Origin of the sequence: Amycolatopsis sp. CA-230715 (assembly GCF_018736145.1) — a bacterium.
Lineage (GTDB): Bacteria > Actinomycetota > Actinomycetes > Mycobacteriales > Pseudonocardiaceae > Amycolatopsis.
The window spans coordinates 869,250-881,918 of record NZ_CP059997.1 but is presented as its reverse complement, the minus strand read 5'-3'; the positions used below and the strand labels follow the sequence as shown (position 1 = coordinate 881,918).

The following is a 12,669-nucleotide window of genomic DNA, read 5'->3' as shown; positions in this document are numbered from 1 at the left end:
GCTCAACGCACTGAAGGTGGCTTTCAGGGCATCTACCGCCCCGAAAGCCACCTTCAGGGCACGAGCGGAGCCAACCGTCCACAAAGGAACGCGCGCTCGGCTTCGTTGTCCGTCAAGGCGAGTGCGCGTTCGTACTCCGCGGCCGCTTCCGGCGCCTTTCCCAGCCGTCGCAACAGATCGGCTTTGGCGGCGGGAAGGTAGCGGTAGCCCGCCAGCCTGCCGTCGCGTTCGAGCGCCTCGATCTCGGCCAGTGCGGGTTCGGCGCCCTCGGTCATCGACAGCGCGACGGCTCGGTTCAGCGCGACCACGGGGGAGGGCCACACCTTCAGGAGTTCGTTGTACAGCACCAGTATCTGCGGCCAGTCGGTGTCCGCATAGGACGGTGCGGAGGCGTGCAGCGACGCGATCGCGGCCTGCAAAGCGAACCGGCCGGGACCGCCGCCGCGCAGTGCTCCCACGACGAGTTCGTGGGCTTCGGCGATGGCGTCGGCATCCCACGCCGAACGGTCCTGCTCTTCCAGGAGCAGCAGACGGCCGTCTTCGGCGGTGCGGGTGGCGCGGCGGGCGTGGTTGGCCAGCAGCAGCGCGAGCAGGCCGCGGACCTCGCGCTCGGCGGGGAGCAGAGCGTGCAGCAGGCGTGCCAGGTCGAGCGCGTGTTCGGCGATGCCGGTCCTGGTCAGCTCCGGCCCGGTCGGCGCCGTGTGCCCGGTGGTGAACAGCAGGTGGATCACGGTGAGCGCGGCGTCCACGCGGGCGGGCAGTTCGGCGGCACCCGGCATCCGGAACGGGATGCCCGCCGCCGCGATCTTCTTCTTCGCCCTGGTGATCCTGGCCGCCATGGTCGGCTCCGAGACCAGGAACGCCTTCGCGACGTCCGGCGTGGCCACCCCGCACACCACCCGCAGCGTGAGCGCCACCTGCGCCTCGAACGCGAGCGCGGGGTGGCAGCACAGGAAGACCAGCCGTAGCCGGTCGTCGTGGGCCTCGGCGTGCTGTTCCGGTTCGACCAGCAGATGCAGCTTGGACCGCAGCGTCCGCGCCCGGCGCAGCGCGTCCATCGCGTTGTGCCGGGCGGCGACGGTCAGCCACGCGCCCGGTTTCGACGGCACGCCACCGCGCGACCAGTCCGCGAGCGCGGCGGCGTAGGCGTCCTGGACACATTCCTCGGCGAGATCGAGATCGCGGGTGACGCGCACCGTCGCGGCGAGCACGGCGGCCCACTCGTGACGATGCGCGTCCGCGACCGCCTGCACGGCGTGGTTCACACGCCGAGCACCGGCCGCACCTCGACGGCGCCGTCCATGATCGGGAGCAGCTTGCCGACGGCGATCGCGGTGTCGAGGTCTTCGGCCTCCACCACGAAGAACCCGGCGAGCACTTCCTTCGTTTCGAGGAACGGCCCGTCGGTGACCATCCCTCCCTTGTGGATGGTCCGCGCGGTCGAGACGGGTTCGAGCCCCTGTTCGTTGACCACGGTGGCGCCCAGCGCGGCGATCTTTTCGCCCGCGCTGATGTTGGCTTCCATCACCTCGGGCGGGATGTCGGCGACGCCGCCGGGGAGCTCCTTTTCGTAGATCAGGATCGCGTACTGCGGCATGGTTTCCCGTCCCCTCACCAGTTTCCCGTCTCCGGTCCTATCGCACCGTACGTCAGCTCACCGTCGCGCGCGTGCGTGGTGACCACGACGCCGGTCGCCGAGGTCTCGGTGCCGACGAGCCGGAACCTCGCCGGGATCGTGCCGTCGGCGAAGAGCCGCCGTCCCGAGCCGAGGAGCACCGGGAACGTGGAGAGCCGGATCTCGTCGACGAGGTCGTGCCGCAACAGGGTCTGGACCAGCCCGATGCTGCCGTGCACTTGGATCTCGCCGTCCACGCTCGCCTTGAGCTTGCCGACCGCTTCGGCGACGTCACCGGTGAGCAGCGCGGAGTTCTGCCACGACACGGTGTCCAGCGTCCGCGACGCCACGTACTTCGGCATGCCGTTCAGCTTCGCCCCGACCCGGTCGTCCGGTTCGGCGAGCGGCCAGCTGGCGGCGAAGATGTCGTAGGTGCGCCGTCCGAGCAGCAACGCGGCGCCCCGCTCGGTGCGCGCCGCGATCCGCTCGATCATCTCCTCGTCGAAATGCGGTACCGCCCAGCCACCGTGCCGGAACCCGTCGCTGGTGTCCTCCTCCGGGCCGCCGGGGGCCTGCGCGACACCGTCCAGTGACGTCAACTCCATCAGCATCAAGGTGCCCATGTCGTTCCTCTCGTTCGTGACGGCGCCGGGGATCGGCGCCGTCACGAACTACGGCGAACGAACGGGCCGCCGATCGACAGCGGCGGCGGAGGAAATCAGCGGAAGCTGATCTGCAGCACGGGTTCCGAGGTGGCTTCGAAGAAGTCGTTGCCCTTGTCGTCGATGACGATGAAGGCGGGGAAGTCCTCGACCTCGATCTTCCACACGGCTTCCATGCCCAGCTCGGGGTATTCGAGCACGTCGACCTTCTTGATGCAGTCCTGCGCGAGGCGCGCGGCCGGGCCGCCGATCGAGCCGAGGTAGAAGCCGCCGTGCTCGCGGCAGGCCGCGGTGACCTTCTTCGACCGGTTTCCCTTGGCGAGCATGACCAGCGACCCGCCCGCGACCTGGAACTGCTCGACGTAGGAGTCCATGCGCCCCGCGGTGGTCGGCCCGAACGAGCCCGACGCGTAGCCGTCCGGAGTCTTCGCCGGACCCGCGTAGTAGACGGGGTGGTCCTTCAGGTACTGCGGCATTTCCTCGCCGGCGTCGAGGCGTTCGGCGATCTTCGCGTGCGCGATGTCGCGCGCGACGACGAGCGGCCCGGTCAGCGACAGCCGCGTCTTCACCGGCAGCTCGGAAAGCTGCGCGCGGATCTCGGCCATGGGCCGGTTCAGGTCGACGTGCACCACCTCGTCGGACAGGTCGTCCTCGGTGACCTCGGGGAGGAACCGGGCGGGATCGCGCTCCAGCTGTTCGAGGAACACGCCGTCGGCGGTGATCTTGGCCTTCGCCTGCCGGTCGGCGGAGCAGGACACCGCGATGCCGACCGGGCACGAGGCGCCGTGCCGCGGCAACCGGATCACCCGCACGTCGTGGCAGAAGTACTTGCCGCCGAACTGCGCGCCGATGCCGAACTGGCGCGTCATCTCGAGCACCTGCTGTTCGAGATCGGGGTCGCGGAAACCGTGCCCGGACGGCGAACCCTCGGTCGGCAGGTCGTCCAGGTACCGCGCCGACGCGAGCTTCGCGACCTTGAGGTTGAACTCGGCCGACGTGCCGCCGACGACGATCGCGAGGTGGTACGGGGGACAGGCGGCGGTGCCGAGGCCGCGCAGCTTCTCGTCGAGGAACTTCGCGAGCCGCTTCGGGTTCAGGACCGCCTTGGTCTCCTGGTAGAGGAAGGTCTTGTTCGCGCTGCCGCCGCCCTTGGCCATCACCAGGAACTCGTAGGACGGGTCGCCGCCGCCATCCTTGTGGTACAGCTCGATCTGCGCGGGCAGGTTCGTGCCCGTGTTGCGCTCCTCCCAGAAGTTCACCGGCGCCATCTGCGAGTACCGCAGGTTCAGCTCCTGGTACGCCTCGAACACACCCTTTGCCAGCGCGCGCTCGTCGTCACCGCCGGTGAGCACGCCTTCGCCGCGCTTGCCGATGACGATCGCGGTGCCGGTGTCCTGGCACATCGGCAGCACGCCGCCCGCCGAGATGGCCGCGTTGCGCAGCAGGTCCATCGCGACGAACCGGTCGTTCCCGCTCGCCTCGGGATCGTCGACGATCGCGCGCAGCTGGGCGAGGTGCGAAGAGCGCAGCAGGTGCTGGATGTCGGTGATCGCGGCGCGCGCGAGCGTGGTGAGCGCGGCCGGGTCGATCTCGAGGAACTTCCGGCCCGCCGCCTCCACGACCCGGACGCCGTCCGGGGTGACGAGGCGGTACTCGGTGCGGGTGTCCGTGCCGAGCGGCAGGACCTCCGTGTAGTCGAACGGGGTGGTGGTGGCGTCAGTCACTGCGCGGGCTCCCTTGCACGCGATCGGAGAACACCCGACGGTACCGAACGCGGCACGCGCAGATAGCGGAAGGCCGGGCCCACCCCGACGGACCCGACCTTCCGGGGAAAGCGGCACAGGTGCGAGCACCCTGCCGCGAAGACTTTCCGCCCTAGTAGACGGAGCAACGGCCCAGACCGTTGCATCCGACCGTCCCGTGACCTAGGTCATAAGTCAACGCGGCCGAACGGGTGGCTCAGCTGGCGTACGCGCGGAGCCGGTCGGCCCGCTCGCCCTGGCGCAGTTTGGACATGACCTCGCGCTCGATCTGGCGCACGCGCTCGCGCGACAGGCCGAAGTGCTTGCCGATCTGGTCCAGCGTGCGGGGCTGCCCGTCGTCGAGGCCGTAGCGCAGCCGGATCACGTGCTGCTCGCGGTCGTCGAGGGTGGCGAGCACGCGGCGCAGGTCGTCCTGCAGCAGGCCCGAGATGACCGCGCTCTCCGCATCGGTGGCTTCGGAGTCCTCGATGAAGTCACCGAGCGGCGCGTCCTCCTCGGTGCCCACCGGCATGTCCAGGCTTACCGGGTCGCGCGCGTGGTCGAGCAGGTCGGAGACCTTCTCCGCGGCGATACCGGATTCGGCGGCCAGCTCCTCGTTCGTGGCCTCGCGGCCGAGCTGCTGGTGCAGGTCGCGCTTGATCCTGGCGAGCTTGTTCACCTGTTCCACCAGGTGGACCGGCAGCCGGATGGTGCGCCCCTGGTCGGCCATCCCCCTGGTGATGGCCTGGCGGATCCACCAGGTGGCATAGGTCGAGAACTTGAACCCCTTGGAGTAGTCGAACTTCTCCACCGCGCGGATCAGACCCAGGTTCCCCTCCTGGATCAGGTCGAGCAGCGGCATCCCCCGGCCGGTGTAGCGCTTCGCGAGCGACACCACCAGGCGGAGGTTGGCCTCCAGCAGGTGGTTCTTCGCGACGTGGCCGTCGCGCACCAGCGCGGACAGCTCGGAACGGCGCTTCGGCGTGAGGTTCTCCGCGGTGTCGAGCATGTGCGCGGCGAAGACGCCCGCCTCGATGCGCTTGGCCAGCTCGACCTCGTCGGCCGCGGTCAGCAGCGCGGTCTTGCCGATGCCGTTCAGGTACACGCGGACCAGGTCGGCTGCGGGGCTTTGGGCGTCGAGATCCGCACTCTCGGCCGGAAGTGTGGTTATGCTGGAATCGAGTGCGGGCTCGGTGGCTTGCTTCGGGACCGTTCGCTGGCGGATCCCGCGAGTCTCGCGCTCGAGAGTCTGGACGGACATGTACTGCCTCCCCGGTCACGGGCTGACGTGGTGGAGTCACGTCGGCTGTGCTTCGCGAACCGCTGCCTGTGGAGTGCCTCGGTTCACGACCCCAGCTTTCGCGGCTGGTTACTTCGGTCAACGCGAGTGGATGCGAAATCGTTCCCGCGTTCCCGATGAAGATGACGGCCCTGCCCTGGTATCGGTTGCTCGACCAAAGCTGAGGTTTTCCTGAGAGAGCCGTCACCGTGAGCCAAGGCACGCCAACGGATAGCGGTCCTTGCCGCGACCGTGGTCTAGACGAACTGTGGTCTAGACCTCTTTAGAGTTCGAGCAGAACGGTGAACGGGCCGTCGTTCACGCTGTGCACGGCCATCATGGCGCCGAATTCCCCGGTTTCCACGCGCGCGCCGCGTTCGCGGAGGGCGGACACGACGGCGTTCACGATCGGTTCAGCGATCTCGGGGCGCGCCGCCGCGGTCCACGACGGACGCCTGCCTTTCCTGGTCTCTCCGTAGAGTGTGAATTGACTCACCACGAGTAGTGGCGCACCCTTCGTGGCACAGGATTCCTCTTCGCGAAGAATGCGCAGTTCGTGCAGTTTCCTGGCCATCGTGGTGACCTTGGTCTCGGTGTCGTCAGCGTGCACGCCGAGGAGCACCAGCAGACCCGGCTCGGCGATCTCGCCGACCGTCGCGCCGCCGACCGTCACGCGGGCCTCGGTCACGCGTGCCACGACCGCGCGCATCAGGCGGGCACCACCATTCCGTGCCGCACCAGCTCCCTGATCATCGGCAGCGCGGCGTCGGCGAGTTCGTCTTCGTCCTGCCCGTGCGCGACCGCGAGCAGGGAGATCAGGTCCGTCAGCGGCAGCGCGCCCCGGCAGCCCGCGAGCAGCGCCGCGGCCAGTTCGTCGACCTCGTGCTGCCAGCCGGGCCCATCCGTGCGGTGGAGCCTGCGCACCGACGTTTCCCAGCCCTCGTCACCGGGGGTGTCCACGCGCTCCAGCAACACCGTCGGCGGGACCAGGAACGGCGTGTCGAGCAACCCGTCCGCGTTCGCCCGCAGCCACGCGACGCGGTCGAGCCAGTTCGCGGCCTCCGCGCCGAGCGGGTCGTCGTAGGCCTGGCGGAGGTCCTCGCAGACGATCGTGGGTGCCGCGCTCATGCCGTCGTCCCGGCGCAGGGTGACGAAACCGAAGCCGATGCCCTCGACGTCGTTGCCGTCGAACCAGTCGAGCCAGGCGCCCGCCTTCGCCCTGCCCTGCGGCGACTTCGGGTCGATTCCCGCGTCGCGAAGCCAAGTTCCGACGTACAGGGCGGGGTCGGCGATGTCGCGCTGCACGAACCACGCGTCGGTCCCGGCGGGCAGCCACCGCGCTACCCGGTCGCCCCAGTCCTCGCCGCGCACGTGCAGCCAGGACGCGAGGAGCTGGCCGGTGCCGCCGTCGGTGAGGAACCCGGGCAGCTGCCGCACCACGAGCGCGCTCGCGTCGTCACCGGCGAGGCCGGAGTCGCGGTAGGTGTAGTCGACCCTCGGCGGCCCGACCACGAACGGCGGATTGCACACGATCTGGTCGAACCGCCGCCGCGCGACCGGTGCGAACCACTCGCCCCGGAGCAGTTCGACGTCCAGCTCGTTGAGCAGGAAGGTCGCCTTCGCGAGCGCCAGCGCGCGGGCCGAGACATCGGTCGCGGTCACCTTCGCGGCGTGCCGCGAAGCGTGCAGGGCCTGGACTCCGTTCCCGGTGCCGACATCGAGCAGGGTGCCGATCGGACGCCTGCTGGTCGCCCTGATCAGGCTCAGCGACGCCTGCCCGACGCCGAGCACGTGATCGGCGGGCACTTCGCCGCCGAGCTGATCGGAGTCGAGGTCGGACAGGACCCACCAGAACCCTTCCTCGTCCCCGTGCGGGCGCAGGTCGAGGCCCGCGCGCACGCCATCGGAACCGGCGCGGAGCAGGCCGACGCCGATCGCGTCGGCGAAGGGCACCGGCGACAGCGCCGCGGCCGCCTCGGCTTCGCGCACGCCGTCGCCGAGGAGGAACAGCCGGATGAGCGTCCCCAGTTCACCCGCGTCCCGTGTCGCGCGAACGGCGGGCTCGGGTTCGCCGCGGCCCAGCGCGGCATGCGCCTGCCCGCCGAGCACGTCGACCACGCCGTCGGCCGTGTAACCGGTGCGGAACAGGGCTTCGCGCAGACGCGCGCACAGATCGGGCGAAAACTCGGGTTGCACAGTGCTCACGGCTCCTCCGCTGAGAAACGCGCGTCGTCGGTGGTCACGGGCGATCATGCTGCCACGATGGAGAAGTGACACCTCAACGCCGCGCCGCCGTCCTCGCCCCGCTCGAGTCGAAACTCGCCGATCTCGAAGCCCTTTACCTCGACCTGCACCGGAATCCGGAGCTGTCGTTCGCCGAAACGCGGACGGCAGCCGAGCTGGCGCGCCGCCTCGAAGCCTCGGGGTACGAGGTGCACACCGGGATCGGCGGGACCGGTGTGCTGGGCGTGCTGCACAACGGCACCGGCCCGACGGTGCTGCTGCGCGCCGACATCGACGCGCTGCCCGTCGAGGAGAAGACCGGGCTCGAATACGCGAGCACGGTCCGCGCGACCGGTGACGACGACACCGAGGTGCCGGTCATGCACGCCTGCGGGCACGACATGCACGCCACCTGGCTCAGCGGTGCGGCCGATCTGCTTGCGGCCGGCCGCTCCGAATGGTCCGGCACCGTGCTCGTGGTGTTCCAGCCGGGGGAGGAGAAGGGAATCGGCGCCGCGCGCATGGTCGCCGATGGCGTGTTCTCGCACGCGGGCAAGCCGGACGTGGTGCTCGGCCAGCACGTCGTGCCCGGCCCGGCGGGCTGGGTGCTGACGCGGCCGGGCGTGCTCATGGCCGCGACCGACGCGCTGCGGATCACCTTGCACGGCAAGGGCGGGCACGGTTCGCGGCCGGAAACCACGGTCGACCCCGCGGTGCTCGCCGCGTCCGTGGTGCTGCGCCTGCAGACGATCGTGTCCAGGGAGGTTTCGGCGACGGAGTCCGCCGTCGTCACCGTCGGATCGGTCCACGTCGGCACCGCGCACAACATCATCGCCGACCACGCGACCCTCGAGGTCAACATCCGGACCTTCGACGAACAGGTGCGGGCACGCGTCGTCACCGCGGTGGAGCGGATCGTGCACGGCGAGGCGGTCACCGCGGGATCACCGAAGAGCCCCGACATCGAGCACATCGGCACCTTTCCGGTGACCTCCAACGACGAAGCGGCGACGGCCGCGCTTTCCGCCGCGTTCGGCGAGCACTTCGGCCCGGAGCGGTCGATGGAGGCACCGCTGGTCACCGGCAGTGAGGACTTCAGCGAGTTCGGCCGCGCCGTCGGGGTGCCGTCGGTGTTCTGGCTGGTCGGCGGGATGGACGCGGAGAAGGTGATCGCCGCGATGACCGCGGGACGGTTCGAATCGGACATCCCGTCCAACCACTCGCCGTTGTTCGCGCCGGTGCTCCACCCGACGCTCTCGACCGGCGTGGAAACGCTTGTGGTGGGCGCGTTGCAGTGGCTCGCGGCGCGGTGAAACCCGCCCCGCTGTCCTTCCGTCCGGGGGAGTGGGACGATGGAGTGCAGGAGGTGATGTCGTGAGCGAGCGGGCATCCGAATCGCGGGACGTCACCCCGGTGCTGATCACCGAGGCCGCCCCTTCCTACGACGAGCAGTTCGCTGCGCGCAAGCGCAAGTACATGCTCATGATGGGGCTGCGCTTCCCGTGCCTCATCCTGGCCGGGATCTTCTACCACACCTGGTGGCTCGCGCTCGGGTTCATCGTGCTGTCGGTGCCGCTGCCCTGGATGGCGGTGTTGATCGCGAACGACCGGCCGCCGCGCAAGTCGGAGAAGATGAGCGGCTACCAGCGCGAGGCGAAGGCGATCGAGAGCCGCGGTCACCAGGTCATCGACGGCGGCTGACTCCGGACTTGTGCCTGCCCCGAAGGTGGCTTTCGGGGACGTAGATGCCCCGAAGGTCACTTTCGGGGCACCGGCCTCAGCTGCTCAGGTCGTAGATCGTGGTGCCGTCGATGGTGGTGGCGGGGTAGTTCCGCGCCACCCAGTCGGCGATCTGCTGTGCGGCATCGCTTCCCGAGCTTTCACCGCGCATCGAACCGGGAAAACCCATACCGTCGCCGACGAAGTAGTGGATCTGTCCATTGTGGACGTACGATTGGAACTGCGCGAGCGTCGGTGCGGGGTCGGTGCCGTTGAAGCCGCCGACGGCCATCACGGGCAGGCCGGTGGAGAGCTGGTACCCCGCCGCGGAGTTCGATCCGACGGTCGCCGCGGCCCAGGTGTAGCGGCTGCCGTCGGTGCTCAGCAGCGCCGCTAGCCGCGGGCTGGTTTCGCTGGTGCCCAGCAGGCCACCGGGGCCGCCGCGCAAACCACCCCGCCCGCCGGGCGAACCGCCCCGCGTGTCCGGTCCCGCGGACGGGATCGCCCCGGAGTGCGCGGTCGCGGCGGTGGCGACCGTGTACGCGCCGGTGCCGAGCAGGGCCAGCACGAGTGCGAACGCGGCGATCCCGTGCCGCATCGCGCGCGGTACACGGTCGGCGAAGAGCAACAGCGCCGCGGCAACCAGTCCGCCGACGAGGACCGTCGGCGCGAGCCACAGCAGCCAGGACGACGAGCCGAGCACGAAGTACGCCGTCAGCGCGGTCAACGCGACCGCGGCGGCGAGCACACCGGAGGCGATCGGATCGTGCCTCCGCCGCCACAGCGCGACGGCGCCGATGCCGACCGGTGCCGCGATCGCGGGCGCGAGCGCCACCGTGTAGTAGGGGTGGATGATCCCGCCCATGTAGCTGAACACCGCGGCCGTGACGGCCAGCCAGCCGCCCCACAGCACCAGCGCGGCGCGCGCGGTCCCGGTCCGCGGGGAACGACGGGTGAACCACAGCCCGGCCACCACGAACAGCACCGCGGCGGGCAGCAGCCAGGCGATCCCGCCCGCCATCTCCGCCCCGAACAGCCGGGACCAGCCGGTCGCGCCCCAGCCGCGGCTCGCGCCACCGCCGACGCTGCCGACCTCGTCGCCGGTGATCCGGCCGAACCCGTTGTAGCCGAAGGCGAGTTCCCACAGGCTGTTCGTCTGCGAACCGCCGATGAACGGCCGGTCGGCGGCGGGCCACACCGCGACGAGCGCCAGGTACCAGCCCGCCGAAACGGCGACGGCGGCCGCGGCGACGGCGAGGTGCCCTAGCCGTTTCCCGAACGAGACGGGCGCCGCGATCAGGTACGCCGCCGCGAACGCGGGCAGCACGAGGAAAGCCTGCAACATCTTCGCCAGGAACCCGAATCCGATCGCGATCCCGGCGAACGCGAGCCATCTCGGGCTCGCCTTCTCCAGCGCGCGTACCACGCAGTAGGCCGCCGCGACGAGCAGGAGCACGAGCAGCGCGTCGGGATTGTTGAAGCGGAACATGAGCGCGGCCGCGGGAGTGCAGGCGAGCACGGCACCCGCGAGGATTCCCGCGGCGGGCCCGGATGTCCGGCGTACCGCGGCGAACAGCAGCCACACCGAGCCGACGCCCATCAGCGCCTGCGGCGCCAGGATGCTCCACGAGCTCACCCCGAACAGGCGGGTGGACAACCCCGTCACCCACAGCGCCCCGGGTGCTTTGTCCACCGTGATCGAGTTGGCCGCGTCGGTCGAGCCGAACAGCCAAGCCTTCCAGCTCTGGCTCGCCGCTTGCGACGTCGCCGAGTAGAACGCGTTCGCCCAGCCCGAAGCGCCGAGGTCCCACAGGTAGAGCACCGCGGTGGCGAGCAGGAGCCCGCACAGCGCGGGGGCGACCCACACCGGTCGTGTCGTGACTTCTTCGGCTGGTGACGACGCGCGGTGCGCGAGGATGCTCATTGAGCCAGCGTCGCGATCCGACCTTGGCCGTCGTTGTGCCCCGGCTGTGCGCCCGCTGTGCGCGGGAGGCGGACCTCGAAGCGGGTCAGGCCCGGCTCGCTCGTCGCGGTCACCGTGCCGTGGTGCGCCACCACGACCGCGGCGACGATCGCCATCCCGAGCCCGGTGCTTCCCGCGGCGCGCGAGCGCGACGAATCGCCGCGCGCGAACCGTTCGAACACGCTCGGCAGCACAGCGGGATCGATACAGGGGCCGTCGTCCGTCACGGTCAGCACGACCTCGTCGCCGGAGAGCGCGAGCGCGGTCGTGATCGTCGTTCCCGGCGGGGTGTGGGTCCTGCCGTTGGACAGGAGGTTGGCCAGGATCTGGTGCAGCCGCTGGACATCCCCGCTCACGACAACAGGATCGCGGGGTAGCGCGAGCACCCATTCGTGCGCGGGCCCGGCGATCCGTGCGTCCCCGACGGCATCGGTCGCCAGTCGTGACAAGTCCACATCGGACAGTTCGAGCGGGCGCCCTTGGTCGAGCCTGGCGAGCAGGAGCAGGCCTTCGACGAGGCTCGTCATCCGGTCCGCTTCGGACTCGATGCGGCCGATCGCATGGGCGAGTCCGGGGGACAGCTCCGGCTGCCTTCCCGCCAGCTCCGCGAACCCCCTGATGGCCGCGAGCGGCGTGCGCAGTTCGTGGCTCGCGTCGGCGACGAACCGCCGGACCCGCAGCTCGTTTTCGTGCCGCGCGGACAGCGCGTCGCCGACGTGGCCGAGCATTCGGTTGAACGCGGCGCCGACCTGGCCGATCTCCGTGCGCGGATCGGCGTCCGGCACGCGTTCGGACAACGCCACCTCGCCGCGGTCCAGCGGCAGTCCGGCGACAACGGTCGCGGTGGCCGCCATGCGGTCGAGCGGGCGCAGCGTCCGGCGCACCGCCGCCGCGCCGGCGAACCCGGTGCCGAACACCACGGCGGCCGCGACCCCGCCGAAGATCAGGCCGACGGTGAGCAGCGTGTCGTGGACGCCGCTGAGGGGGAGCCCGGTGACGATGGCCCCGTCCGGTACCGGGATCGAGGTCAGGCGGTAGTCGCCGAGCGCGCCGAGCGACTGCGTGCGCGGGCGCCCGTCACGGGGGAGCGCGGTGAGCGCGCCCGCCGTGTCCGCGTCGAGGCCTTGGCGTTCCCCGCGTGCCGAAAGTGTTGCCGCGTCGAGGATCCTGCCGTCCTTGACGCGCGCGTTGAGCGTGCCCGAGGCCTGCCCCGGCGCGTCGAGGGGATCTCCGTGGTCGTCGCTGAACGCGGTGGCGCGCAGGGTCGCCGCCGCCAGCCGTTCGTCGACCTGGCGGGTCAGGAACGCGCCGAGCGCGAACTCGCTGACCACGCCGATGAGCACGCACGCCAGCGCCAGCAGCACGACGAGCGCGGCGGTCAGCCTCGTTCGCAGCGGCCACGCGCGTGGCCGCCCGGCCCGCGGTTCCATGCCGTCCATGCTGAGGCGGGTTGGTGTGGGCGCGGT

The 12,669-nt window shown here is 70.6% G+C and carries 11 protein-coding genes; 2 read left to right on the top strand and 9 right to left on the bottom strand.

Going from position 1 to position 12,669, the window contains the following annotated elements; all coding sequences use genetic code 11:
* Positions 1–53 precede the first annotated feature (53 nt).
* The 7 genes from HUW46_RS04210 to HUW46_RS04180 form a co-directional block, all read right to left on the bottom strand.
* Complete coding sequence (locus tag HUW46_RS04210; RefSeq protein ID WP_215546016.1) at positions 54–1,265, bottom strand: RNA polymerase sigma factor; 1,212 nt, start codon at positions 1,263–1,265, stop codon at positions 54–56.
* Positions 1,262–1,597, bottom strand: a complete 336-nt coding sequence (locus tag HUW46_RS04205) for a YciI family protein (protein ID WP_215546015.1) — start codon at positions 1,595–1,597, stop codon at positions 1,262–1,264. The genes HUW46_RS04210 and HUW46_RS04205 overlap by 4 nt, the downstream gene beginning before the upstream one ends.
* A 14-nt stretch (positions 1,598–1,611) precedes the next feature.
* Positions 1,612–2,238 (bottom strand): dihydrofolate reductase family protein, encoded by a 627-nt coding sequence (locus HUW46_RS04200; RefSeq protein ID WP_215546014.1) that lies wholly within the window; start codon positions 2,236–2,238, stop codon positions 1,612–1,614.
* A 95-nt stretch (positions 2,239–2,333) separates the two neighbouring features.
* Positions 2,334–4,001: a fumarate hydratase gene (locus HUW46_RS04195; RefSeq protein ID WP_305860052.1), complete on the bottom strand. Its 1,668-nt coding sequence runs from the start codon at positions 3,999–4,001 to the stop codon at positions 2,334–2,336.
* 235 nt (positions 4,002–4,236) lie between these two features.
* On the bottom strand, positions 4,237–5,280 hold the full coding sequence (locus HUW46_RS04190; RefSeq protein ID WP_254125785.1) for a sigma-70 family RNA polymerase sigma factor: 1,044 nt from the start codon (positions 5,278–5,280) through the stop codon (positions 4,237–4,239).
* 301 nt (positions 5,281–5,581) lie between these two features.
* Complete coding sequence (gene dtd / locus HUW46_RS04185) at positions 5,582–6,007, bottom strand: D-aminoacyl-tRNA deacylase (RefSeq protein WP_215546013.1); 426 nt, start codon at positions 6,005–6,007, stop codon at positions 5,582–5,584.
* Positions 6,007–7,503: a class I SAM-dependent methyltransferase gene (locus HUW46_RS04180; RefSeq protein ID WP_254125783.1), complete on the bottom strand. Its 1,497-nt coding sequence runs from the start codon at positions 7,501–7,503 to the stop codon at positions 6,007–6,009. Before HUW46_RS04180 ends, dtd begins: the two co-directional genes overlap by 1 nt.
* A gap of 65 nt (positions 7,504–7,568) precedes the next feature.
* On the opposite strand from HUW46_RS04180, the gene HUW46_RS04175 reads away from it, so the two are divergent.
* Both HUW46_RS04175 and HUW46_RS04170 read left to right on the top strand, forming a co-directional pair.
* Positions 7,569–8,834 carry an amidohydrolase gene (locus tag HUW46_RS04175; RefSeq protein WP_215546011.1) on the top strand — a complete coding sequence of 422 codons (1,266 nt, stop codon included), beginning with the start codon at positions 7,569–7,571 and terminating at the stop codon, positions 8,832–8,834.
* 61 nt (positions 8,835–8,895) lie between these two features.
* Positions 8,896–9,222, top strand: coding sequence for a DUF3099 domain-containing protein (locus tag HUW46_RS04170; protein WP_215546010.1), 327 nt, complete (start codon positions 8,896–8,898; stop codon positions 9,220–9,222).
* A gap of 76 nt (positions 9,223–9,298) precedes the next feature.
* Here HUW46_RS04170 and HUW46_RS04165 read toward each other — a convergent pair whose 3' ends face one another.
* A complete protein-coding gene (locus HUW46_RS04165; protein ID WP_215546009.1) occupies positions 9,299–11,164 on the bottom strand; it encodes a glycosyltransferase family 39 protein in 1,866 nt (621 codons plus the stop codon).
* Positions 11,161–12,633, bottom strand: coding sequence for a sensor histidine kinase (locus HUW46_RS04160; protein WP_215546008.1), 1,473 nt, complete (start codon positions 12,631–12,633; stop codon positions 11,161–11,163). The genes HUW46_RS04165 and HUW46_RS04160 overlap by 4 nt, the downstream gene beginning before the upstream one ends.
* Positions 12,634–12,669 lie beyond the last annotated feature (36 nt).